This is a genomic window from Flavobacterium panici (genome assembly GCF_024499525.1).
Taxonomy (GTDB): domain Bacteria; phylum Bacteroidota; class Bacteroidia; order Flavobacteriales; family Flavobacteriaceae; genus Flavobacterium; species Flavobacterium panici.
The window spans coordinates 829,121-853,391 of the sequence record NZ_CP100437.1; the positions used below are offsets into that span (position 1 = coordinate 829,121).

The 24,271-nt window shown below is 33.3% G+C and carries 19 protein-coding genes; 10 read left to right on the forward strand and 9 right to left on the reverse strand.

Going from position 1 to position 24,271, the window contains the following annotated elements:
- Positions 1-173: 173 nt before the first annotated feature.
- The 5 genes from NLJ00_RS03890 to gdhA all read right to left on the reverse strand — a co-directional run bounded on the left by NLJ00_RS03890 (position 174) and on the right by gdhA (position 8,734).
- Positions 174-2,093 (reverse strand): Atg14 domain-containing protein, encoded by a 1,920-nt coding sequence (locus NLJ00_RS03890; protein WP_256636297.1) that lies wholly within the window; start codon positions 2,091-2,093, stop codon positions 174-176.
- A gap of 57 nt (positions 2,094-2,150) precedes the next feature.
- Positions 2,151-4,040, reverse strand: coding sequence for an outer membrane protein assembly factor BamB family protein (locus tag NLJ00_RS03895; protein WP_053473356.1), 1,890 nt, complete (start codon positions 4,038-4,040; stop codon positions 2,151-2,153).
- Between the two features lie 129 nt (positions 4,041-4,169).
- A complete protein-coding gene (gene recO, locus NLJ00_RS03900) occupies positions 4,170-4,883 on the reverse strand; it encodes a DNA repair protein RecO (protein ID WP_256636298.1) in 714 nt (237 codons plus the stop codon).
- A gap of 91 nt (positions 4,884-4,974) precedes the next feature.
- A complete protein-coding gene (porZ, locus tag NLJ00_RS03905; protein WP_256636299.1) occupies positions 4,975-7,257 on the reverse strand; it encodes a type IX secretion system anionic LPS delivery protein PorZ in 2,283 nt (760 codons plus the stop codon).
- A gap of 133 nt (positions 7,258-7,390) precedes the next feature.
- Positions 7,391-8,734 (reverse strand): NADP-specific glutamate dehydrogenase, encoded by a 1,344-nt coding sequence (gene gdhA, locus NLJ00_RS03910; protein ID WP_053473359.1) that lies wholly within the window; start codon positions 8,732-8,734, stop codon positions 7,391-7,393.
- A 323-nt stretch (positions 8,735-9,057) separates the two neighbouring features.
- Between gdhA and NLJ00_RS03915 the strand changes: the two genes are divergently transcribed.
- Positions 9,058-9,852: a THC0290_0291 family protein gene (locus NLJ00_RS03915; RefSeq protein ID WP_256636300.1), complete on the forward strand. Its 795-nt coding sequence runs from the start codon at positions 9,058-9,060 to the stop codon at positions 9,850-9,852.
- Between the two features lie 84 nt (positions 9,853-9,936).
- Here the strand turns inward: NLJ00_RS03915 and NLJ00_RS03920 are convergent, their stop codons facing one another.
- Positions 9,937-11,079, reverse strand: a complete 1,143-nt coding sequence (locus tag NLJ00_RS03920; protein ID WP_256636301.1) for a cystathionine gamma-synthase — start codon at positions 11,077-11,079, stop codon at positions 9,937-9,939.
- A 104-nt stretch (positions 11,080-11,183) separates the two neighbouring features.
- Here NLJ00_RS03920 and NLJ00_RS03925 point away from each other — a divergent pair, with 104 nt between their 5' ends.
- Positions 11,184-11,927: a DUF3298 and DUF4163 domain-containing protein gene (locus NLJ00_RS03925; RefSeq protein WP_256636302.1), complete on the forward strand. Its 744-nt coding sequence runs from the start codon at positions 11,184-11,186 to the stop codon at positions 11,925-11,927.
- Between the two features lie 65 nt (positions 11,928-11,992).
- On the opposite strand, the gene NLJ00_RS03930 is transcribed toward NLJ00_RS03925, so the two are convergent.
- The 3 genes from NLJ00_RS03930 to NLJ00_RS03940 form a co-directional block, all read right to left on the reverse strand.
- Entirely contained in the window at positions 11,993-13,138 is a 1,146-nt protein-coding gene (locus NLJ00_RS03930; protein WP_256636303.1) for an ATP-binding protein, read from the reverse strand.
- A gap of 130 nt (positions 13,139-13,268) precedes the next feature.
- Positions 13,269-14,024: an SDR family NAD(P)-dependent oxidoreductase gene (locus NLJ00_RS03935; protein WP_256636304.1), complete on the reverse strand. Its 756-nt coding sequence runs from the start codon at positions 14,022-14,024 to the stop codon at positions 13,269-13,271.
- A gap of 96 nt (positions 14,025-14,120) precedes the next feature.
- Positions 14,121-14,993, reverse strand: a complete 873-nt coding sequence (locus NLJ00_RS03940) for an aldo/keto reductase (protein ID WP_256636305.1) — start codon at positions 14,991-14,993, stop codon at positions 14,121-14,123.
- Between the two features lie 212 nt (positions 14,994-15,205).
- On the opposite strand from NLJ00_RS03940, the gene NLJ00_RS03945 reads away from it, so the two are divergent.
- From NLJ00_RS03945 to NLJ00_RS03980, 8 genes are all read left to right on the forward strand, one after another.
- A complete protein-coding gene (locus tag NLJ00_RS03945; protein ID WP_256636306.1) occupies positions 15,206-16,210 on the forward strand; it encodes an AAA family ATPase in 1,005 nt (334 codons plus the stop codon).
- 143 nt (positions 16,211-16,353) lie between these two features.
- The gene (locus tag NLJ00_RS03950) at positions 16,354-17,217 is read left to right on the forward strand and encodes a DUF58 domain-containing protein (protein ID WP_180855917.1); all 864 of its coding nucleotides are present in this window, start codon (positions 16,354-16,356) and stop codon (positions 17,215-17,217) included.
- Positions 17,218-17,290: 73 nt separating this feature from the next.
- Positions 17,291-17,647, forward strand: coding sequence for a four helix bundle protein (locus NLJ00_RS03955; RefSeq protein ID WP_256636307.1), 357 nt, complete (start codon positions 17,291-17,293; stop codon positions 17,645-17,647).
- Between the two features lie 77 nt (positions 17,648-17,724).
- Positions 17,725-19,356 carry a hypothetical protein gene (locus tag NLJ00_RS03960; RefSeq protein WP_256636308.1) on the forward strand — a complete coding sequence of 544 codons (1,632 nt, stop codon included), beginning with the start codon at positions 17,725-17,727 and terminating at the stop codon, positions 19,354-19,356.
- Positions 19,356-20,360, forward strand: a complete 1,005-nt coding sequence (locus NLJ00_RS03965) for a vWA domain-containing protein (protein ID WP_256636309.1) — start codon at positions 19,356-19,358, stop codon at positions 20,358-20,360. Before NLJ00_RS03960 ends, NLJ00_RS03965 begins: the two co-directional genes overlap by 1 nt.
- 124 nt (positions 20,361-20,484) lie before the next feature.
- On the forward strand, positions 20,485-21,513 hold the full coding sequence (locus NLJ00_RS03970) for a VWA domain-containing protein (RefSeq protein WP_256636310.1): 1,029 nt from the start codon (positions 20,485-20,487) through the stop codon (positions 21,511-21,513).
- Between the two features lie 95 nt (positions 21,514-21,608).
- Positions 21,609-22,379 carry a tetratricopeptide repeat protein gene (locus NLJ00_RS03975; RefSeq protein WP_256636311.1) on the forward strand — a complete coding sequence of 257 codons (771 nt, stop codon included), beginning with the start codon at positions 21,609-21,611 and terminating at the stop codon, positions 22,377-22,379.
- A 123-nt stretch (positions 22,380-22,502) separates the two neighbouring features.
- The gene (locus NLJ00_RS03980) at positions 22,503-24,257 is read left to right on the forward strand and encodes a BatD family protein (protein WP_256636312.1); all 1,755 of its coding nucleotides are present in this window, start codon (positions 22,503-22,505) and stop codon (positions 24,255-24,257) included.
- The last annotated feature ends 14 nt before the right edge of the window (positions 24,258-24,271 follow it).

Sequence of the window (24,271 nt, forward strand, 5' to 3'; positions counted from 1 at the left end):
GTAAGGAATTTTGAATTATTGTCCATCAATTTCTTTAAATTTCACAAACTTTTGTTGAGATAATGGGTACAAAAACAAAAGAATTGGTCAATTTTTGGCAGTAATCTCAAAATTTTGAGTCCACATTCCAAAAACTAACCAATTCTAATTATTTTCTTCAGAAGAATAAAATCTTATTTAAATCCTCCGAAATAGACTTCTTTCATGAAAATTCTATTTCCAAAAACAGGATTTATTTCTACTTTTTCACGGACTTCCTGATAAATGGTTTCTCCGTTAAAATCCTCGATTTCGTAATTAATTTTATACGGGATTTTTCCTGAATTTAATGCTGCCGTTGGGCGGTAATCGCCATAAAGTCTTTTTTCAAAAAAGCTTTTATTTCCGTTGTCAAATTCTGTTTTTTCTGTCGAAACGATATTGTAATTTTCTTTATCAATAAAAACGTGATAATCTGTTTTAGGAATTGTTCTGTTTCCTGAACTTAAGGTTTTTTCAAAATAGTTCAAATGATAACACAATCTTCCTTCGTACATTTCATCTTGCAGAACTTCAAAATTATTCCACAAATCCAGTCTTAAATCTGTAAGGAAATTAATTAAATCAACATTCTTAGATAAATTGTTGTAATCGTAAGTTGTTGATTTTGCCCATTTGGCATTTAAACCGCTTTCGCGATCGTCATGACTCCAGGCTTCGGCACCATTTACAATTTCATAATAGGTTTCGGGCATTTTTTTCTTCAAAAGATAATTTGTACTTGTTGCCCATTTTTCTTCTGTTTGAGGTATGTTATTTCCTTCTATTGAAAGTTTAGAAAAATAATGTGCTTTTTCTACTTTTTTCAAAGCCTGGCTTCCGCCTAAATTATCTACTACTTTTGCTAGTAAATTTGCATTTGACTGATATGGAATAGAATCCAAAAGATTAAATCTTTGGGTTTTTGCTTTTTCTAAATAGGCTTCGCGTCGTGCTTTTTCACTTTCCCATTCGGCATCTTGCTGCTGAATTTTTTCGAAAAAGGCTAATCTTTTTTCTTCTTTTTCTTCTGCAATTTTAAGACCCAATTTTTGAAGATCGGCAAAACGTGTGGTGTGGCTTCTTATTTTTTTATCAACAAAAAAACCTCTGTTTACACTTTTAACGATAGCAGTTCCTCTGGAATCCTGTTTGTCATTTTCAATAAGTAAATTAGCGTACAACAATGCTTTTTCTTTATTTTCAAGTAAAAAATAAGTTTCAGCTAAATTGTTTGTTACTATAAATCGAATGTTTTCGTTTGCAGGCGAAGGCGGATATTTTACTAATAAACTTTCCAGATATTGCAAATGCGGCAATAACGGTTTTTCGTCTAAGCCTTTTTCCAAAGTTACTTTTGCCATTTGAGCGGTAATTTCGTTCTCAAATGCCAGCATCTGGTTGTATTCTGAATGTCCTTTAGATGTTACAAATTCAAACTTGACTTTATCTTCACCTGTTTTGTACCTTAATGTGTAGTTAAGATATCTTTGTATTGCCTCAACAGAACTGTAAATTACCCGGTCTAATCCTAATTCTGCAACTGTATAATTATCATCTTTCTCGGCTTCTGCAAGCTTTTTATTGTTCATATCAACTGCACCTTTCAAATTGTCTTTTTTAGATCCAAAGGCAAGTAAATAAGATTCTACAGTATTAAAATCCTGAGTTAATAGAAGTTTATCTGCACATTTCGCTTCTACTTTTATTTTTACACTATAATTAGAAAAAGCCTGAAATACCCAGCCATTCTTCTCTTTATCAAATATACTGTCAATTTTTGTTGCTTTATATTGCGGCAGTTCAACGGTTAAATAAATTTTTAGTTTTCCGTTTGCAGGATCTTTTATAAAGCCTTCTATATCAAAGAACTTTTTCTTCAATATTGGCTCTTCCTGTATAAACTGCTTATCCATTTGATAAAAAGTGGTCTGCGTTAACACATTATCCAGAACAGGAAATTCTGAATACTTAATTACGGGTATATAAAATTTCTTCTTTTTTGAGCTTATTTTTTCTTGTGCCTGAATTGAACCAATTACAAGCAAAGTAATTAAGAGTACTATTTTTTTCATAGGCAAAAAAAAAAGCCACCAGAAATAAATCCTGATGGCTTTGGGTTTTTATTTTTCTTATTTTTTATTAAAGATCTGAATAGATTTATCCGAAACATAAAAAATGTTTTGTGTTGCAGGATCTACTTCATAAATCGGTTTGTTATTGTTGAAAATAATTTTATCAACTTCAAGACCGTCAACTTTACTCACTTTTACAAGGATTTTTTCTCCAGTTTCTGCTTTTGCAAAAATATAAGAGTAGTCTCTGTTTTGTTTCATTGCATTAAAACGAGAGTTAAATTTAGCCGCTACTATACCTAAAGCCGCTGATCCAGCTGCATAAGTTTTTGCCTGATCCTTATTTGTCTGATCTCCTTTTGCAACTACAGTTCTCATGTTACCGTCAGTATCACGATATGTCATAGTCAAATCAGCACCTTTAACTGAACTTACTCCAGAACCAACACCTAAACCAATGCTTCCAACAATAGCAGCACTTTTAATAAGACGTCTTGTTCCTTCTCCAGGCTGTGAATAAGTAAGGTGATATTTAACTGTACCATCCATATTAACCCCCATAACTTCAAGTGGTCCTGAAAGCACAACTCCCCAAGGGAATAATTCGATACTGTTTAATTCTTTTTCTTTTTTGATGTTTACTTTAGCAAATGGCTCTGGTTTGTCGCTAATGCTTGGATCAAATTTGTATAATTTCTCGTCATTATATACTAAGTAAGAATTTGTAGCTTCGTCATAAGTAGGCAAAACCGGACGATCTTTGTCAAACGAGATATTACGTTTCCAAAGTTTAACACCTGTTTTATAATCTACCATGTTTCCGTAAGTTCCTGTAAGGTACATTACTTTCTCACCAACTTTTCCTAAGTAATAAATTGGGTCTTCTTTATCATCAGAGATTTCGATGAATTTTTTCCAAAGTTTTTCTCCGTCTTTGTTGATCAACATCATTTCGTTTTCTGCAACGTATAAGAAATCCTGATCGATAGGGATTACTCTTTTCAATCCGTCTCCACGAGCATCTTTTTTCCAGATTTTTTCTCCAGTTTTTAAATCAAAAAAGTTAAATCCGCTGTAATGAGCTACTAATATTTTTGTTCCCCAATCTTCAAGGTAAACAACTCTTTTTGTTTTGATAGATTCTTTCCAGATACTTTTTCCTGTTTCTGTATTCAATACATTTAAATATTGTTTATTCGAAAAAGTTCCGGTGTTATTTACTACAACAATATTTTTATCATTTTGAGTTAAAAAGAATTTCGAATAATCTTCTTCTCCTTTCCAGTTTAATTTTCCTGTTGCTCTGTCAAAAGAATATAATTTTCCGTACAGTAAATAGTAAATTACTGATCCGTGTACTGTAGCAACGTTTGTGTTTACAGATTCTTTTAAAGAAAAGCTAAATAATGATTTTGCTTTGTCTACAGTAGTAGTCCATTTTAATTCGCCAGTCGTCATATCCAATAATGCAATTGCCATGTCGCCATCTTTTTTCAAAGTAAGCAAATACTCATTTGTTTCAGGAATAAAATCTGATTGTGTTACCCAAAAAGATTCTTTTGATGAATTGTAAACCACTTTTCCAGTATCAGTATTAATGATAAGGTATTTACTATTGATGTAAGCTTCAACATAAGGACTTCCGGCAACGTTTGTTAAAGTGCTTTTATCATCAAAAAGTTTTGTAAGATCTGTGTCGGCTATGATATCCACTGCAGATTTACCTCCAAAATCCTCTTTGGTCAAAGTCCAAACCACTTTTTTAGTTTCAGGATCTAAACCTTTTACAGTTCCGCCTTCTTTAAAAACAACGATTCCTGTAATTCCGTTTTGTACCAAATCTTGTACGGCATTCTCTGTGTTAACAATTTCGTCGTATTTCCTTTGAGAAATGGCCGAAACGCTGACTAATAAAAGCAAAATAATCGAAAAAGTAATTTTCTTCATAGTGATTGATTCGTTAAAAAATTAATATTTGTTTGAGGCTTATCATTCGCGAATTAACTTATTAAAAGAAAAATTAAGATTTTTTTAATAAAAATTCGCTGCACAAATATATAAAAATAGGAATCAGTTTTAAGAAAATATTTCTTTCAAAACTTCTAGTGATTTTGGCTTCTTGAATCCTTCTAAATGAGAGCTGTAGTAATCAATTAATACCTTCAATAAAATTTGTCTTTCGACTACGTGAAAGATTTTTTCGGTATTATCAAACTTTAAATCGATTAGCTTTTTGAGCAGATTTGTTTCGTGTTCAGAAAGTACATTACCTTTATTGAAAAGTGTAAAAACACCATCATTCATTTCAAAATGTGGCAGATCTATTTCTGAAGTATCGGGGTAAAAACCTAAGTATTTTGTGATTTCTAAAAGTAAAATCAAATGAAAATTAGAAATTTCATCATGATTATCGAGCCATGTCAAGGCGGTTTCTAAAAACAAAAAAAGGGATTCATTTTTTTCTTCTTCCTGAATAGAATAATGAAGTATTTCAGACAGAAACATGACCATCGTACTTTTTACAATATCCGTATGAATGGTTTGAAAAGGGATTCCGTTTTTTATCTCTTTGAAGTTTTCAAGCGTTCCTTTGTTTTTATGTACGGCTTCGATTTCTAAAATGGACAATGGCTGGAAATAAGCAATTTTTTGATTTGCTTTTCTATTGGAAAAAGCATCGCGCACAAAATAAGATTTCAGTCCGCTTGAAAGTGTAAAACATTTTACAATCAAGCTTTTTTCCTGAAATTTTAAAGAGGAGATTACTATTGCTTTGGTTTTGACGAGCAAAATTTTAGATTTTAGATTGTTGATTTTAGATTGCTGATTTTAGAAATCTAAATTTTAAACTGCGATTGAGACTGAAAACTGCGACTGAATACTAACGAATAATCATAACTTTCTTAACCTTTGTTTCGCCGCCGTCTTGTGCAGAAATAAAAACCATGTATACACCAGAGGCTACTTTATATTTTCCAAAGGCTGTTGTGTCCCATTCTATCGTTCCGCCTTCTGAAGTGGTTTCGTAAACTAAATTTCCTTCGATATCGGTAATTTTAATATTCGCTTTATCAATCAAACCAGCCACTTTCACGGTTCCCGAATAATTTGGACGAACCGGATTTGGATATACATAAACGTTGTTTAAATTATCGTTTGCACCGGTTGCAATTCCTTTAAAAGAAATCATTCCTTTATTAGTTGCTATAAAAACTTCTCCGGTTGCGCTGTTAATTTTAATATCGTTTATCGTATTACTTGGCAAAGGTGAATTGTTAATTGTAAAATGATATTTGGTTTCCTGACCATTTGGTGAAACCATAAAAATACCTGAATCTGCTGTACCAATCCATTTATTGTTCGCGCCGTCAACCACAATTGAAGTAATAAATTGCTCGTACATTAATTCCTGAGCCAGATTATCTTCCAGAATAATGATTGGATTTGCTTTTAGCTGCGCTTCGGTCTGGAAATTTCCAACATTCGACAAAACTCTTAATCCTTTTGTAGTCCCTATCCAAAGCTGATTTTTGGTATCGATTGCAACTGATCTTACATCTGCAATTGGTAAATTTCCCGCATCGGTACCAAAAGTCATTTTTTTGAAAGTATTTGTGCTTTCGTTAAATGCAATTACACCATCATTGCTTGTAGAAATCCATTTGACATTATTTTTATCAATAACAATATTAGCATAACTTGTACTTTCGGCATTACTTAAAATTGTACTTGTAGAATAACTCTGCCATTGACCATCGGTTTTTAAAACTTTCAATCCGTTTTTAATTCGGCTGTTTGTTACCCATAAATTTCCTGTTCTGTCAAATGCAGTTCCGTTAATACGAACATCAATATAATTTGGCCCTTCATAAGTCAAAGTTTCTAATCCGCTGTTTTTTTCATTGAATAAAAAATTAGGAACATCATCTTCAATTCGCAATAATCCAGAGAAAAAAGAGCTCGCATAAACTTGTTTTTCGTTACTTGGGTTTATAATAACGCGAGTAATTGACTTTGCATCATAAACTTCTGAATATGGGATGTTTAACCATTTTGAGTTATTAAATTTACTTATACCATAACTATCTAAGTCATAAGGATTGTAATAAATATCATAATCTCCGTATACTGCCCAAAGAACATTTGGTGTCACATCTAGTGAAAAAATATTATTTCGTGAAGGACCTGCCGGAGTATTGTTTTCGAAAGTTCCAATTCCCGAAAGTGCGCCAGAAAATAATCCTTTTTCTTTTGTTCCAATGTAGATTATATCACCAACTGCTGATGCGCAAGAAAACGTCAGATTAATATCCGGAAGCTGTGTATTAACTATCGAACGAGTTAAAACCATTTGACTGTTATACACGTAAACAGAAGTTGATGTTGTAACAAACAAATTGTGATTTACCGCTCGCATATCAACAGAAGGCTGCGGAAGCTGCGAGAAACTAACAAAAGTATTGGAGTTATATCGATGAATATTTCCGGTTGAATTGATTGCGATAAGTTCTGAATCCAGTGCTGCAACACTTGCCCAATTTCCTGTGTTTACTACAGTCCACTGGCTAAAATCGATTAAATTTGGATTTGTAATATCGGCTCTTCTAATTCCGCTGGAAGTGGCAGCAAAAATAAATCCATTAAAAAAAGTGGTTTGTTTTACGCTGATTTCGGCACCATTATCTCCAATAAAATAAGTATCTCCAAATTGTGATGTCGTTAAATTAAACTGCACAATCCCGAAATCGCAGGAAACATACAATAATCCGTTATGTTCCATTAAATGATTAATATTTTTAAGACTTGCCGATAATTGTTTATTAATGATATCTACTTTTTTTATGATGCTTCCGTCTGTTTCATTAATGATGATCATCAAACCATTTTCATAACCAACGATTGTTTTTTTGAAACTTTCGCTATGATATACTGCAGAAATCGTCTGTCCCGAAAGTCCGTCGACAGTTGTTATTGTTTTTACAGTATTTGAAGCCGCGTTTTTAGAAAACAAGGCATTTTCTGAAGCAGTAAAAACCGTTGTAGAAGATTCTGAAATATCTTTTATTTCATTAAACGAAAAATAGCCTTCCCACGACAATTGGCCTTGTGCAAAGCCAGATTGAAACAGTACTAAAAATAAAACGTAAAGAAACTTTCTTATCATTGTTTACAAATATCGGATAGACAAATATACTACAAACGAAAGTATTTGATTTTTGTTCTTTAACGAAATAAAAAAATGCTCCCTATTTATCCTTAACAAGACAAATGAGAGCATTCTTCAATTGTAATTAATCTTAAACTACACCCTGAGCAAGCATAGCATCGGCAACTTTAACAAATCCGGCAATGTTAGCTCCTTTTACGTAGTTTACATAACCATTTTCTTCTGCACCGTATTTTTTACATTGGTTGTGAATTCCAACCATGATATCTTTTAATCTTAAATCTACTTCTTCACTTGTCCAGTTTAAACGAATAGAGTTTTGTGTCATCTCTAATCCAGATGCTGCAACTCCACCAGCATTTGCTGCTTTTCCTGGCGCAAAAAGTACTTTATTATCTAAGAAAAGTTTTATTGCATCTAAAGTAGAAGGCATATTTGCCGCTTCAGTCACACATAAAACACCATTGTCAATTAATTTTTTAGCATCGTCTCCGTTTAGCTCATTTTGAGTAGCACATGGAATAGCGATATCAACTTTAACTTCCCAAGGGCTTTTTCCTTTATGGAAAATTGCATTTGGATATCTTTCTAAATATCTCTCAGCTCTGTTATCACCCGTTGCTCTCATTTCGACCATATAATCAATTTTTTCTCCAGAAATACCTTCTTCATCCAAAATATAACCATCAGGTCCCGAAATCGTAACTACTTTTCCTCCTAATTCATTCACTTTTAAAGCTACACCCCAGGCAACGTTTCCGAATCCTGAAATAGCAACTCTTTTACCTTTAATTTCGTGACCAATTGTACGAAGCATTTGATCTGTAAAGTAAACTACTCCGTATCCTGTAGCTTCAGGTCTGATTAATGAACCACCGTAAGCAAGTCCTTTTCCGGTTAAAACTCCGGTAAATTCATTTCTGATTCTTTTATATTGACCAAATAAATAACCAATTTCTCTGGCACCAACTCCAATATCTCCTGCAGGAACGTCTAAGTCAGGACCAATATGACGGCATAATTCAGTCATAAATGATTGACAGAAACGCATGATTTCTGCATCTGATTTTCCTTCTGGATCAAAATCAGATCCTCCTTTACCTCCACCCATTGGAAGTGTTGTTAAACTATTTTTGAAAACCTGTTCGAAAGCCAAAAATTTTAAAACTGATAGGTTTACAGTGTGATGAAATCTGATTCCGCCTTTATATGGGCCAATCGCTGAGTTCATTTGAATTCTAAAACCTCTGTTTACGATTATTTCTCCTTTGTCGTCAACCCACGGAACTCTGAAAATTATAGATCTTTCTGGTTCAGCAATTCTAAGAAGTAAATTTTTCCCGTCGTATTTTTTTCTTTCTGCGATAAATGGAATTACCGTTTCTGCAAATTCCCTAACGGCTTGAAGAAATTCTGGCTCGTTTGGATTTTTTGACTCCACAAGAGCCATAAATTCATTTATTTTTTGTTCCATTTTATAATAAATTATTCAAATAATAGTTTTAAACTTAATCAATTACATAAGAAAATACGTTTTAAGAAAACGTTTTCGTTATAACATACAAAGATATAGCAAAATCAACATGATTTGTTATTTTTTTTTGTTTTTAGAGAAGAATTGTGTATTTTTTAAACAATCTTAAAAATACAATTTTACACCTCCGATTTTACAGCAATTTACCGCCTTTAAAGTCAGAAAATTAAGTGTTTTGTTATTAAATTTTTAATAGAAGTATATATTATTTTGATTCGACTATGTTTTTTTTATATTTGCCAATATTTTGAAAGCCCCAAGAGATGTTTAAACACCTATATTTCACAATTTTCGCCCTATTTGGCATTACCACTATTGCCAATGCTCAGTCTAATCTGGCACAAGAAGTAGGAATTATTTTCGGCCCTGTAGCATTTCAGTCCGATTTTGGAGAAAGACATAATTTCGATACCAATGTGGGAAACACTGGTTTTGGTGTAGGAATTGTTCACTTTATTAACTTTTCTGCAAATAATAACAGAGAAAGTTTCTTCACAGAACATTTTAAAGTTAGATCCGAATTATCTTTTAATACCACAACTCTTAACCATTTTGGCGGTTATATTGAAACTGCAAAAAACAAATTGGCTGTTGCGCAGTTAAAAGCAATGAGTGGTAAATCTACTTTATTAAATCTTGGAGCTCAGTTAGAATTTTCTCCATTTATGAAAATTCACGATTTCGAAAATACAGCAGGCGGTTTTAGCCCGTATTTTAGTGTCGGATTCCTGGCAACTTATTATACTTCGAAAGTAAGCTCAACAATGGGTGAATTAGGACTTCCTTCAACAACTTTCCCTAAATATTTAACTCCTTCAGACGGCCACCAATATGGTTTTGCAAGTGAAAGCGGAGTAGCTTTAGCAGCAACTGCCGGTGTTGGATTCCACCTTAAATTAACTCAAATGAGCGATGTAATGTTTGAAACTCGTTTTCAAGCTTTTAGTTCAGACTGGATTGATGGTTTAAACCCGAACAAAGATCTTTACACAGAAAACAAGTCAAATGACTGGCAGGTTTGGTTTAATGTTGGATACATTTATTACTTAGAATTCTAATTCTGAGGAAATATCAAAATAAAAAAAATCCCAAATTCCAAAATATTAAAATTGGAATTTGGGATTTTTTATTTGGGATTTAATTTATGCTAAAGCCTGCTCTAAATCTGCAATTAAATCTTCAGCATCTTCAATTCCAACACTTAATCTTACTAAGTCATCAGTAATACCAACTTCTGCTCTTTTATCAGCAGGAATTGAAGCGTGTGTCATTAAAGCCGGATGATTTGCAAGCGATTCTACTCCCCCTAAAGATTCAGCCAGAGTAAATACTTTCAATTTCTCTAAAAATGCAATAGAATCTTCTTTTTTACCCGATTTGAATGTAAAAGAAACCATTCCGCCAAAAGCTTTCATTTGCTTTTTTGCAATTTCATGAAATGGATGATTTTCTAATCCAGGATAATAAACTGTATTTATTTTGGGATGCTTAGTTAAATACTCCACTACTTTTTCTCCATTTTCACAATGTCTCTGCACTCTTAATGCTAAAGTTTTAATTCCTCTTAAAACTAAAAAGCTGTCCATTGGCCCTAAAGTTGCTCCAGTAGCAAATTGCTGAAAGTGTAATTGTTCTCCTAAAGCTGCATCTTTTACAATTAAAGCTCCGGCAATAACATCTGAATGTCCGCCTAAATATTTTGTAGCCGAATGCATAACAATATCAGCACCTAAATCAAGAGGTTTTTGTAAATATGGTGTTGCAAAAGTATTATCTACAGCAAACCAAATTTTATGTTCTTTAGTGATTTTTGCCACTTCTGCAATATCAGCTAATTTCATTAACGGATTTGTTGGCGTTTCTACCCAAACCAATTTTGTATTTTCATTGATTAATGATTTCAATTTTGCAATATCCGTCATATCAACAAAATGGAATTTTATTCCTGAATCTTTATAAATTCTTGAAAACATACGGTAAGTTCCGCCGTATAAATCATCCATTGCAATAACTTCGTCACCTGCTTTAAATGATCTTAAAATACAATCTGTAGCGGCAAGACCAGAAGAAAAAGCCAGTCCGCGTGTACCATTTTCAATACTTGCTAAAGCCTCTTCAAGAGCTGTACGAGTTGGGTTTGATGCGCGGCTGTATTCATAATCTGCCAAAGGTTTTCCCGGACTTGTCTGAATAAAAGTTGACGTTTGATACACCGGCGGCATTACCGCTCCTGTGCTTGGATCATGATGCTGGCCACCATGTATTACTTTTGTATTGAATTTCATATAGTTATAAATTTTAAATCCATAATTGTCGCACAAATTTACCGCTTAATTTATTTTATCCTGATACAACTTCTTACCTTTGTAGATAATTAACACTTTTTGATATGAAAAATTACATATTTATAATCTTTTTGTGTTTGATTTTTACGAGTTGCAACAAAGAGCTTTCATTTGAAAATGAAACGTTTGAAGAAAAATCTACTATTCCGTGCAAAAATGATTGCCCGAAAATCACAATAGAAGTCCCAATTGCTAAAAATAAAAATATCATCGCTGACAGTATTAATAAAAAAGTTTTCAATGTAATAAAAGAAATCATCTATTTCGGCGAAGACTCAACAAAGGTCAACGATTATAAATCATTGTCAAAATCTTTTATTGTTTCTTACGAAGAAATGCATAAAAAATTCCCGCACGATACTTTTGGCTGGGAAGGAAAAATAACGGGAAATGTCGAATTTGAATCGGAACAGATTTTAAACATCAAAATAGATCATTATACTTTTACCGGCGGCGCGCATGGCTACCAAGGTTTTAGATCTTTATTATTTAACCAAAAAACCGGAAAAGTCATTTTTAACGATCAATTGTTTCAAAATGAAAAAGAGTTTAAGGCTTTCGCCGAAAAAGAATTCAGACTTAAATATCAAATTCCCGAAAATGCCAACATAAACGCAACAGGTTTAATGTTCGAAAATGACAAATTTCAATTGCCTCAGAATATTTTCTATACTTCTGCAGGTTTACTCCTTTATTACAATTCATACGAAGCTGCATCTTATGCCGATGGCCCAAAAGAAATTGTATTTCCGTATGATAAAGTGAGTAAATATTTGAAATTTCAATAAGAAAAGCATTGGGTTAGACGCACTGCTGTGCGTCTCTACAGAAAAAACCTTTGTCTGAACCTTTTCTACTGAACATCATATTTCATTTTACGCAAAATTCTCAATGCCTCTTTAAATGAAGAATAAATATGTTTATAAGGTTTTAAAAGCAGTTTGGCATCGATTAATTTTTGTTTGGCATCTTCAAAACCATTCAAATGACAGATCATAAAAGTAGAAGGCAGATTTTCCAAATCTTTCATTTCACGCTCAGATAATGCGATTTCTTTTTGAAGTTTATTTAACAATGCCATATTTGCGTTATAAATATGGTATAACATTTTCCGATTGAATTCAGGCGGTTGAAAAAGCATTTTACGGTCAATTTTATAATAGCCGTTATCAAAAAAGTGGATGGTTTGTTCTTCCAGCGGATAATAACTTGTTTTGTCATTTAATCCAAGCGGAACATATTCTGTAATTGTAAAAGTATCATCATCAAAGAAAATCGTAACCACATCCTGCGCCGAATAAAAAAGTTTAACCTGCTCATTAATTAACTCAATATCTACGCGGGATAAAAAGGTTTTATCTCTTGATTTTTTTGGAACTCCCGCCCAGCAAATAACAAACAATTCTTTAAAAACATTATATTTTGGCGACATATCTTTATGTCTGAAATTCATAAAGTCAATTACGCCGTCCAGTGTATATTGAATGCTGTTTCGGGAACTATTTTCGATCCCAATTACGGTTTCTGTATTCTGATTATTTTTTTCGACTTCTTCATGTTCTTCCACAGGAATGGAATTACTACCGCGCCTTATAAAAACGCTATTGGCAAGAATGGTGTGAATTCCTTTTTTAAAATAGGAAATTTTGCTTTTAGGCTTTATCGTAACCAAGCCAATTACTTTATCTTTTGGAAGATTGGGAAATGGTACGTTTTCGTATTGAATTTTTGGTGGATTTTCCAAAAAAGCATTTACGAGATTCTGAATTCGGCTGTCATCGAAGAAATCGTCGCCTACAATTTCGTTGTCCTGATCTTCTACTCCAACAACGATATAAGAGTTATTCGCCGGATTTGAATTGGAGAGTGCGCAAATGTGTTTTAAAAACTTTCCTTTGCCTTCTCGCGAATGTAGATTCAACTGCCTTTTTTTGTCATAAAAACTGCTCTCGTCATTGTGAGCAAGTAAATTCTTTATTAAAAGGCGTTTATTAATCATAGTCTAAGTTTTTTTGCCACTAATTGCACTAATTTACACTAATTAAAACTTGTAATCACTTTACTTTCAATTCTATTACTTTAAAACGTAAAAAAGACGCACTGCCGTGCGTCTTTACAATAAAATTTTATCAAATATTTTTCTTGACAATCGTTGATGATGCCTGCGCGGTACTCATCACGACTAAATCAGCGATATTGACATGATATGGTCTTGAAACTACAAAATGAATAATATCTGCAATATCTTCTGCCTGCAGCGGATCAAATCCTTTATATACATTTGAAGCTCTTTCTGTATCTCCTTTAAAACGTACTTCACTGAATTCTGTTGCTACCATTCCGGGATGAATTGCTCCAACTCTAATTCCGAATTGATTTAAATCGATTCGCATTCCGGCTGTAATGGCATCAACAGCATGTTTTGTTCCGCAATATACATTTCCGTTTGGATAAACTTCTTTGGCCGCAGTTGAACCAATATTAATAATATGTCCGGAATTTTTAGCTGTCATTTTCGGAATCACCGCTTTTGAAACATATAAAAGTCCTTTTACGTTAATATCAATCATCGCGTCCCAATCGTCTAAATCTCCTGTTTGAATCGGATCTAAACCGTGTGCATTTCCAGCGTTATTGATTAAAACATCAATATCTGAAAATGCAGCTGGCAAAGCACCAATTTTTTCCAAAACATCATTTTTATCACGTACATCAAAAGAAAGCGAATGAACTTCTGTAAAAGCAGAAAGCTCTTTTTCTAATTCTTCTAAACGATCTTTACGTCTTCCGCAAAGAATAATTTTATAATTATTTTTAGCTAGAATCTGAGCCGTAGCTTTTCCAATTCCGCTTGTAGCGCCAGTAATTAAAACTGTTTTTTTCATTCTATGTATTTGTTTTTGCCCACGGATTTTACTGATTAAACTGATTTACACTGTAATTTTTTTAAATCTGTAAAATCTGTGGGCTAATATTTTTATTTAAGCGACATCGTCACCCATACTTTCTGTCCAGATCGCAAACCAGTCTTCTTTGTCCATTTCTAATTCAGCGGCTTTTACTAAAGATTGAATTCTGGCAACGTTAACTGTTCCTGCAATTGGAATAACTGCTGCCGGGTGTTTTAAAATCCAGGCCAATAAAAGTGTATCTGCACCAAGGTGGTATTTTTCAAGCAACGTTGAAAATAACTTTTTCAAACGACGTGTTTTTTTGGTGTCTTCTCTAAAAACAGTTCCAAGCGGATTCCATGACAATGGACGAATTCCGTGTGTCTGCATATAATCAAGACTTCCGTCAACCATTGGTTCAAAATGAGTTGCAGAAAATTGTACCTGATTATAGCTTACTTCAGTTTTTTGACGAATTAACTCGGTTTGAGAACTTGTAAAATTAGAAAGTCCAAAATCTAAAATTTTTCCTTCCGATTTTAATTTTTCAACTGCTTCTGCAATTTCATCTGCCTGCATTAACGGACTTGGCCTGTGCAGTAAAAATACATCAACGTAATCTGTTTTCAGTTTCTTTAAAGATTCTTCAACAGACCAAATGATGTAATCTTTAGAATAATCGTAATGTTTGATTTTGTTATTACGGCTTTCTGTTACAAGCTGAATTCCGCACTTTGTAATTAATTGTAATTTTTCGCGCGAAATTTTGCTGGCTTTAAATGCTTTACCAAAATCGGCTTCGGTGGTATAATCTCCGTAAATATCGGCGTGATCAAAAGTTGTGATTTTGTTTTCGATACAAATTTGTATCATGTTTTCCATTTCTTTTGGTGAAAGGTTTTTATCCCAAACACCCCAATTCATAGTGCCCGAAATTATAGGCGATAATGCTGTTTTGCTCATGGTTATATTGAGTTATTTTTGCTAATAAATATGCTTTTATAAAACATAATCACCAAAGTTCTTAAAAATATAAAAATAGATTCACAATTCGTCCTTAAAATTAGGTGATTGGTCGAAGTTTTAACCATTCTTTAACATCTTACTTCTTAAAAAATATTCAATTTGCACTCTCAAAAATTAGGCGTAAAAATCAAGGTTTTAAAAATATTTATATGGAAGAAAATACAACGACTTTAGACATTAGAGCGATAAATGAAAAAATTGAGAGAGAAAGTGCTTTTATAGACCTTCTTACAATGGAAATGAACAAAGTTATTGTGGGCCAGAAACATATGGTCGAGCGTCTGTTAATTGGTCTTTTGGGTCAGGGACATATTTTACTTGAAGGAGTTCCCGGTTTAGCAAAAACTTTGGCCATTAATACGTTGTCACAAGCGGTTCAGGGTTCTTTCAGCCGTATCCAGTTTACGCCGGATTTACTTCCTGCCGATGTTATCGGAACCATGATTTACAACATTAAAGCAAACGAATTCTCTATTAAAAAAGGGCCAATTTTTGCCAACTTCGTACTTGCCGATGAGATAAACCGTGCTCCGGCAAAGGTTCAGTCTGCGCTTTTAGAGGCGATGCAGGAAAAACAAGTTACAATTGGTGATACCACTTTCAAACTAGATCGTCCTTTTTTAGTTTTAGCAACTCAAAACCCGGTTGAACAAGAAGGAACATACCAGCTTCCTGAAGCACAGGTTGACCGTTTCATGTTGAAAACTGTAATTGATTATCCAAAAATTGATGAAGAACGTTTTGTAATTCGTCAAAACTTAAAAGGAAGCTACGAAAAAGTAAATGCCGTAGTTTCTGTAGAAAAAATTTTACGTGCGCAAGAAGCGGTTCGTGAAGTTTATATGGATGAAAAAATTGAAAAATATATTCTGGATATCATTTTTGCTACTCGTTACCCAGAAAAATACAAATTAGCCGACTTAAAACCACTTATCAGTTTTGGAGCATCTCCACGTGGAAGTATCAACTTAGCAAACGCTGCTAAATGTTACGCTTTCATCAAACGTCGTGGTTATGTAATTCCAGAAGATGTTCGTGCAGTTGTGCATGATGTATTACGTCACAGAGTTGGAATCACATATGAGGCTGAAGCCGAAAACATTACTTCTGTAGACATTATCAACAAAATCGTAAACGAGATTGAAGTACCTTAAAAAAAGTGCTCAGTGTTCAGGTTTTAGTATTCAGTCAACAAACTGATACTTTTATCCTTGAACACTAATAAAAGATAGAAAGAACTTTTAGAATTTGAACTTTAACTGAACACTTTCTAACTGATCACTGAACACTAACAAAAATGGATACAAAAGAGCTTTTAAAAAAAGTACGGAAAATAGAAATCAAAACCAAAAGACTGAGCAATCATATCTTTTCGGGTGAATACCATTCTTCATTTAAAGGGCGCGGGATGACTTTCAGCGAGGTGCGCCAATACCAATATGGCGATGATATTCGTAACATCGATTGGAATGTAACCGCACGCTACAACGAAGCCCACGTAAAAGTTTTTGAAGAAGAAAGAGAATTAACCATGGTTTTAATGGTTGATATTTCGGGTTCTGAAGGTTTTGGTTCAAAAAGTCAGTTTAAAAAAGACATCGTAACAGAAATTGCTGCAACGATGGCTTTTTCGGCTACACAAAATAATGATAAGATTGGATTGATCTTATTTTCTGATAATGTCGAATTATACATTCCGCCCAAAAAAGGCCGTTCACACGTTTTGCGAATCATTCGTGAATTAATCGAATTTGAACCTAAAAGTCACAAAACAGATATCTCACAAGCCTTGAAATTTTTATCGGGAACGCAGAAAAAGAAAGCGATTGTTTTTGTAATTTCTGATTTCATGTCTGAGAATTATGAACAGACTTTAAAAATTGCTTCTAAAAAACACGACATTACAGGTGTTCGCGTGTACGATATCCGTGAAGAAAAAATCCCAAATTTAGGAATGGTAACCATGCTTGACGCCGAAACGGGAAAAATTCAATTGGTAAATACAGGCTCAAAAACGGTGAGAATGAATTACGAAAAACATTATCAGGAACGCGTAAATTATTTCAAAGATATTTTTAGTAAATCCGGCGCCGGTGTTGTAAACACAAGAGTCGACGAAAATTATGTTACTAAGCTGTTAGGCTATTTCAAGTCAAGGTAAATATTTAAGATTTTTGATTAACGATTTTTGATTTATGATGTATATGATTTATGGTTAAAGGAAGAATTAAGGAATGACTAAACAAGAATTAGAAAATAGATTGATTGATTTTGCTGCAAGCATAATATTACTAACAATTACATTTGAAAAAAATTACGCTGGAAATCATTTATTAGGTCAAATAACTCGTTCTAGCACATCACCTGCTTTAAATTATGGTGAAGCGCAAAGTGCAGAAAGTAAAAAAGATTTTATCCATAAAATGGGAATTTGTCTGAAAGAGTTAAGAGAAACATTTGTTTGTTTAAAAATAATAGAGAAAGCAAATCTTTCAAAAGATCATGAAAGTTTAATCAGAGCAAAAACAGAGGCCAATCAATTAATCTCAATTTTTGTATCAAGTATTAAAACATCAAAAAATAATTCATAAAAAAGAACAAAGATTAATATTTAAGTTTCACAATAAATCTGAAATCAAAAATCGTTAATCTTCAATCGTTAATCATAATGAAATTAAAGTTTTACATATTTTTATTTTTGCTTTCTACGGCTGTTTTTGCTCAAAAACAAGTCGAAACCAGCATTGATACCACCAAAAATAAAATTGGCGCTGAGTTTAAGCTAACGCTGAAAACAGTTGTAAATGCTAATTCGAAAGTTGTTTTCCCTAAACTAAAAAGATTTGGCCCTTTAGAGGTTATCCAGTCTTATCCTATCGATACAGTAAAGAAAAACGATACTTACGAATTAATCAAAAAATATGGATTAACTCAATTTGATTCAGGAAGATACGTGATTCCGAGTGTTCAAATTTTAATTGATAAAAAACCTTATTTCTCAGATTCTATTCGTGTTGAAGTCGCTAATGTAAAAGTCGATACATTACAGCAAAAAATGTATGATATCAAAGAAATTACCGCTGCAGATGGCGGAATTGGCGATTGGTGGAAATACGTTTTGGCACTGGTTATTATTTTAGCAATTGGGGCCGGAATTTATTGGTACGTTAAAAAACACCAGAAAAAGAAAATCGAAGAAGAAGTTTATAAAACTCCTATTGAAAAAGCGACAAGCTTATTAAACAATTTAGAGTCAAAAGAACTGGTTCAAAAAGGAGAAATCAAAGAATATTATAGCGAACTAACGGATATTGCCCGTAATTATATTGAAGAAGCGATTCATATTCCAGCGATGGAAAGCACGACTTCTGAGTTAATTCAGGCAATTAGAACAGCTTCGACTAAAAAGAAAATGACTTTAACGCCAGAAACAGTTGAGAATCTGGAACGCGTATTACGTCAGGCCGATTTAGTAAAATTTGCTAAATCAAAACCACTTGAATTTGAAATTACGGATGATAGAAATAAAATTCAGAAAGTAATTTTAACGCTTGACAATGCAATACCAACAGAAGTTCCGGCTGAAGAAGAAGATCAATTGCTAAACGAAGCGCAAAGACAAAAACAAATTCAGCTGCAGTTAAAAAAACAAAGAAACAAACGAATTGCCATTACAGTAGGTTCTGTTTTGTTTTTATTATTAGCAACTACAACTTTCTTTATTGCAACAAAAGGTTTTACTTATGTAAAAGACAATATTATCGGACATCCTACTAAAGAATTATTAGAAGGAGAATGGGTAAAAAGTGAATACGGAAATCCGGGCGTTATCATTGAAACTCCAAAAGTTTTAAAACGAATGGATGTACAAAAAGCACTTCCAAAAGAAACAATGGCGTTGATTAAGGAAATGCAGCTTTTTGCATACGGAAGTATGATTGACAATTTTTATGTGGCAGTTTCAACTACCAAATTTAAAACTCCTACTGATATCGATTTATCTAAGGCTTTAGAAGGCGCTTTAAAAGTAATCGAGCTTCAAGGAGGTCAAAACATCATCGTTAAGCAAGAAGATTTTCAAACCAATCAAGGTATTCAGGGAATAAAAGGATATGGAACAATGAGCATTATCGATCCAAACAGTAAAACAAGTACAAAATCATATTACGAAATCCTTCTTTTTAAACAAGATCAAGGTTTACAGCAAATTATGATTTTGCATAAGGAAGGCGATACGTATGCAAACGACATTACAACCCGAATTCTAAATTCTGTTGAACTTAAAAAAGCAAGTAACTAATGAATAATCAGATCACTTTTTTAAATCCGGAATTCTTTTGGTTGTTTCTGTTAATTCCAATCGCTATTGGCTGGTTTTTTTGGAAAAGAAATCAGCAGTCGGCTACATTAAAAATGAGTTCGACGGCAGGTTTTAAAAACAGCGAATCGTTATTGACCAAATTAAAGCCTAGTTTATATGTTTTCAGGATTATCGCTTTAAGTTCGCTGATTATTGCTTTAGCAAGACCAAGAACAGTCGACATTAGTAATCAGACTAAAACGACAAAAGGAATTGATATTGTAATAGCAATTGACGTTTCTGGAAGTATGCTTGCAAAAGATTTAAAGCCAAACCGTATGGAAGCTTTAAAAAGAGTTGCTGCTGATTTCGTTGAAGAAAGGCCAAATGACAGAGTTGGTTTAGTTTTATACGCTTCTGAAGCTTATACAAAAACTCCTGTTACAAGCGACAAACCAATTATTCTCGAAGCTATAAAAGGAATTAAATACGATACGGTTTTACAAGATGGTACCGGAATTGGAATGGGTTTGGCAACGGCAGTAAATCGTTTGAAAGACAGTAAAGCAAAAAGCAGGGTTGTTATTTTAATGACAGACGGTGTTAATAATGCCGGATTTATTGAGCCGGAAACTGCTGCTGATATTGCAAAACAATACGGAATAAAAGTATATACAATTGGTCTTGGTACAAACGGAATGGCAGAATCTCCATACGCTTATGCACCAAACGGCGGTTTTTTATTCAAAATGCAGAAAGTTGAAATTGATGAGCAGTTAATGAAAAATATCGCCCGCAAAACAGACGGAACGTACTTTAGAGCAACAAGCAACGATAGATTAGCTGAAATATACAGTTCAATTAACAAATTAGAAACAACTGAAATTCAGGAATTAAAATTCTATGATTACGATGAAAAATACAGAGTTTTTGTTTTACTCGCAGCATTTTTATTACTACTTGAAGTTGGTTTAAGAAATACAGTTTACAGAAGCTTCATTTGATTTGAAAAATCAAAAAATTCCAAATAACAAATTGGAATTTGGAATTTATAAAATTGGAATTTAAAACAAGTTTGGAATTTGGAATTTATCCCGGCAATAATGGGATTGGAATTTTAAAAAATTTATGGAATTAGACGAAAAAAAATATTTATATCTCTTACTATTACTCCCAATTGTGGTGTGTATTTTCCTTTTCAATATGTATTGGAAAAGAAAAAAACAACGTGAATTTGGAGATTTAGACATGGTAAAAAAACTGAGTCCGGACAGATCTGTTTTTAAACCTGTTTTAAAATTATCGATTTTGCTTTTGTCATTGGCGTGTTTAATTATCGGTTTAGTAAATCCGAAGATTGGAACAAAAATGGAAACTGTAAAACGTGAAGGAATTGATATCGTTTTTGCTGTCGACGTTTCTAAAAGTATGCTTGCCGAAGATGTGGCACCAAGTCGTTTAGAGAAAAGTAAACAATTAGTTTCGCAGATTATTAATTCATTAGGAAGCGACCGAATTGGTATTGTAGCTTATGCAGGAAGTGCATTCCCGGTTTTGCCAATTACATCTGATTACAGTGTTGCAAAAATGTTCCTTCAAAGCATGAATCCTGATATGGTTTCATCACAAGGAACTTCTCTTGATGAAGCAATTAGATTATCAGCTAAATATTTTGACGAAAAAAGCAAAACAAGTAAACTTATAATTTTGATTTCTGATGGGGAAGATCATTCTGAAGGTGCTTCGGCGGCGGCAGAAGAAGCCAGTAAACTTGGAATCAAAATCATTACGATTGGTGTTGGAACAGAAAGAGGAGGAACAATTCCGTTAAGAGAAAATGGTATCGTTAAAAATTATCAGAAAGATCAAAACGGACAAACTGTTATTACAAAACTAAATCAGGAAGGATTAAAAACTCTGGCAACCAAAGGAAAATATGTTTACGGCGGAAATACGAAAGAGGTTTTGGAATTCATCAAAAACGAATTAAACAAGATTCAGAAAACGGAATTTGAATCGACACAAATGGCCGATTTTCAATCACAGTTTCAATGGTTTATTGGTTTTGGACTCTTACTATTATTTGTAGACATTTTCCTTTTAGAAAGAAAAACAAACTGGATTAAAGAGTTGAATTTATTCAACGAAAAGAAATAATAATGTTTAGCCACTAATTAAAGGAATTTACAAGAAAAAATAATTAGTGATAATTCGTGCAATTCGTGGCAAAATAAAAAACATAAAAAATTAGAATGAAAAATTTACTTCTTTATATTTTACTAACGCTTCCTTTTGCAGTTTCTGCTCAGGAAAAAGACAAGACATTGCCTGATGCCAATGAAGAATATAAGCAGAATAAATTTACTGACGCCGAAGCTAATTATAGAATTTCGGCTTCAAAATTTTCAAAACGCGCGGCTGGCTCTTACAATTTAGGAAACTCGATTTACAGACAAAATCAGGCTTCTGAAGCAAAATACGCTTACGCGAATGCCATAAAAATTGCCAAAACAAGACCTGAAAAACACAAAGCTTTTCATAATCTTGGTAACGTTTTTATGAAAGAGAAAGATTATACGCAGGCCGTTGAAGCATATAAAGAAGCATTGAGAAATGATCCTACCGATGACGAAACGCGTTACAATTATGCTTATGCTAAACAGAAGCTAAAAGAAAATCCTCCTAAAAACGATAAGAATAAAGACAAAAATAAGGATAAGGACAAAGATAAGGATAAAAATAAAGATAAAGACAAGAACAAGGATAAAAACCAAGATAAGGACAAGGATAAAAAAGACGACAAAGGCGATAAGGACAAAGATAAAAATGACGGTAAAAATGATCCGAAGAAAGACGACAAGTCTGACAATAAAGGAGAACCTAAACCGCAACTGGGAGGAATTTCAAAAGAACGTGTTCAGAATTTATTAGATGCTGTAAACAACGAAGAAAAGAAAATTCAAGACAAAGTAAACGCTCAAAAAATAAAAGGAAATCCTAAAAAACCAGAAAAAGACTGGTAGGATTTTAGGTTAATCGTTTATTTTTTAATCTGTTATTCGGCAAAACTGTAGCAATAAAACAGTAAAAAAAACGATTAAACAAATTAACAATTAAACAGTTAAACAAAAACTGACTAACAATTAATGAAAAGATATTTAATTCTATTACTGCTCACTTTTCAAGGGCTTATGGCTCAAGTTCAATTTGAAGCCAGAGTAAGCAAAAACACGCTTGGACTTAACGAAAGACTCCGCGTTGACTTCATTATGAATGTCGATGGCGATAATTTTGACCAGCCTGCATTTGAAGGATTTAAACTTGTAGCCGGGCCAAGCCAGCAAATAAGCCAGTCTTGGGTAAACGGCCGAAGCTCTTTTCAAAAAATATATTCTTATATTCTTCAGCCTGAAAAAAAAGGAACTGTTATTATTAAACAGGCTGCCATTGAATATAATGGACAGGTTTACAAAACGGCTCCAATAAAAGTTACTGTCACCAATGCTGTTGCGCAGGAAAGAGATCCGAATGATCCAAGACAACAAGGCGGAGGTTCTGGAAACGAGTTATTACAATTAGTTGCAGAGGTTTCTAAAACAACTCCTTATGTAAATGAGCCAATAACGGTTGTTTACAAACTGTATTTTAATGAAATTGGTGTTACTGGATTTAGAGAAATTGCTAAACCAAAATACAATGATTTCTGGAATCAGAATATTGACATCACACGATTGGTAATGGAAGAAGGAAGTTATCAGGGTCAGAGATGTCATTATGTAATATTAAAGAAAGCCATTTTATATCCGCAAAAATCTGGCAGATTAACAATTGCACCATTTTCATTAGATATTGGCGTGCAATTGCCAACAAATCGCCGCGATATGTTTGGCCAGATGATTATTGCTGAAGATAATAAAGTAGTAACAACAGGAGCCCGAACTATAAGTGTAAGACCACTTCCTGAATCAGGAAAACCAGAAGGATTTACCGGTGCAGTTGGAAACTTTAGTTTTAAAGTTACACCATCCAGAACAACGTTAAAAAGCGGTGAAGGTTTAGATTTACTTGTGAGCGCTTCAGGTACAGGAAACATGAAATTGTTTACGCTGCCAAAACCTGTTGTACCAAATGCATTAGAAATGTACGATCCTGTTCACGATGAAAAAGTAACTACTTCATTGTCTGGAATGTCTGGAAAAATATCCGATAAATACACTATTATTCCGCAGTACAAAGGAAAATATGCTATCAAACCAATGACGTTCTCTTATTTTGATCTGAGTACAGGTTCTTATAAAACGATAACTTCTCCAGAAATTATGGTGGATGTTTTAGACGGCCCGACTTTAGCGGAAGCAAATCCTTCGACAGCGACTAAAAACGTAATTACTAAAACAGAACAATTCAAGTATATTAAGTCAAAAACAACTTTAGCATCAATTGCTAAAGATGATTTTTACGGTTCAGATTTGTATTATGCTTTATTGTTTTTCCCTTTTGCCATTATTCCAATTATAATTTTGGTTAGAAAGAAAAAAGAAGCAATTGACAGCGATGTAACCGGAAACAGAATTAGAATGAACAATAAACTTGCGAAGAAATATTTATCGCAGGCTAAAAAACAGCTTAATAATAAAGAGGCGTTTTATATTGCTCTGGAAAAAGCGATGCATAATTTCTTAAAAGCTAAACTCCATATTGAAACATCAGAAATGAGTAAAGACAATATTCAGGAACTGCTTTTATCAAGAAATTCAAATCCTGAAACGGTTCAGAATTTCATTAATCTGACCGAAAACTGCGAATTTGCACGTTATGCTCCAGCATCAAGCGCTTCGATTCAGCAGGATTATGACAAAGCTGTTTTGATTATTTCAGAATTAGAAAAACAGATCGTTTAATTTTTAACTTAAAT

Excerpts from the sequence above, each read along its gene's own strand:
- NLJ00_RS03930 (WP_256636303.1), bottom strand. The coding sequence starts at position 13,138 with ATGATTAATAAACGCCTTTTAATAAAGAATTTACTTGCTCACAATGAC.
- NLJ00_RS03925 (WP_256636302.1), top strand. The coding sequence starts at position 11,184 with ATGAAAAATTACATATTTATAATCTTTTTGTGTTTGATTTTTACGAGT.
- NLJ00_RS03940 (WP_256636305.1), bottom strand. The coding sequence starts at position 14,993 with ATGAGCAAAACAGCATTATCGCCTATAATTTCGGGCACTATGAATTGG.
- NLJ00_RS03890 (WP_256636297.1), bottom strand. The coding sequence starts at position 2,093 with ATGAAAAAAATAGTACTCTTAATTACTTTGCTTGTAATTGGTTCAATT.
- porZ (WP_256636299.1), bottom strand. The coding sequence starts at position 7,257 with ATGATAAGAAAGTTTCTTTACGTTTTATTTTTAGTACTGTTTCAATCT.
- NLJ00_RS03915 (WP_256636300.1), top strand. The coding sequence starts at position 9,058 with ATGTTTAAACACCTATATTTCACAATTTTCGCCCTATTTGGCATTACC.
- NLJ00_RS03955 (WP_256636307.1), top strand. The coding sequence starts at position 17,291 with ATGACTAAACAAGAATTAGAAAATAGATTGATTGATTTTGCTGCAAGC.
- NLJ00_RS03980 (WP_256636312.1), top strand. The coding sequence starts at position 22,503 with ATGAAAAGATATTTAATTCTATTACTGCTCACTTTTCAAGGGCTTATG.
- NLJ00_RS03970 (WP_256636310.1), top strand. The coding sequence starts at position 20,485 with ATGGAATTAGACGAAAAAAAATATTTATATCTCTTACTATTACTCCCA.
- NLJ00_RS03950 (WP_180855917.1), top strand. The coding sequence starts at position 16,354 with ATGGATACAAAAGAGCTTTTAAAAAAAGTACGGAAAATAGAAATCAAA.
- NLJ00_RS03935 (WP_256636304.1), bottom strand. The coding sequence starts at position 14,024 with ATGAAAAAAACAGTTTTAATTACTGGCGCTACAAGCGGAATTGGAAAA.
- NLJ00_RS03945 (WP_256636306.1), top strand. The coding sequence starts at position 15,206 with ATGGAAGAAAATACAACGACTTTAGACATTAGAGCGATAAATGAAAAA.
- NLJ00_RS03975 (WP_256636311.1), top strand. The coding sequence starts at position 21,609 with ATGAAAAATTTACTTCTTTATATTTTACTAACGCTTCCTTTTGCAGTT.
- NLJ00_RS03965 (WP_256636309.1), top strand. The coding sequence starts at position 19,356 with ATGAATAATCAGATCACTTTTTTAAATCCGGAATTCTTTTGGTTGTTT.
- gdhA (WP_053473359.1), bottom strand. The coding sequence starts at position 8,734 with ATGGAACAAAAAATAAATGAATTTATGGCTCTTGTGGAGTCAAAAAAT.
- NLJ00_RS03960 (WP_256636308.1), top strand. The coding sequence starts at position 17,725 with ATGAAATTAAAGTTTTACATATTTTTATTTTTGCTTTCTACGGCTGTT.
- NLJ00_RS03895 (WP_053473356.1), bottom strand. The coding sequence starts at position 4,040 with ATGAAGAAAATTACTTTTTCGATTATTTTGCTTTTATTAGTCAGCGTT.
- NLJ00_RS03920 (WP_256636301.1), bottom strand. The coding sequence starts at position 11,079 with ATGAAATTCAATACAAAAGTAATACATGGTGGCCAGCATCATGATCCA.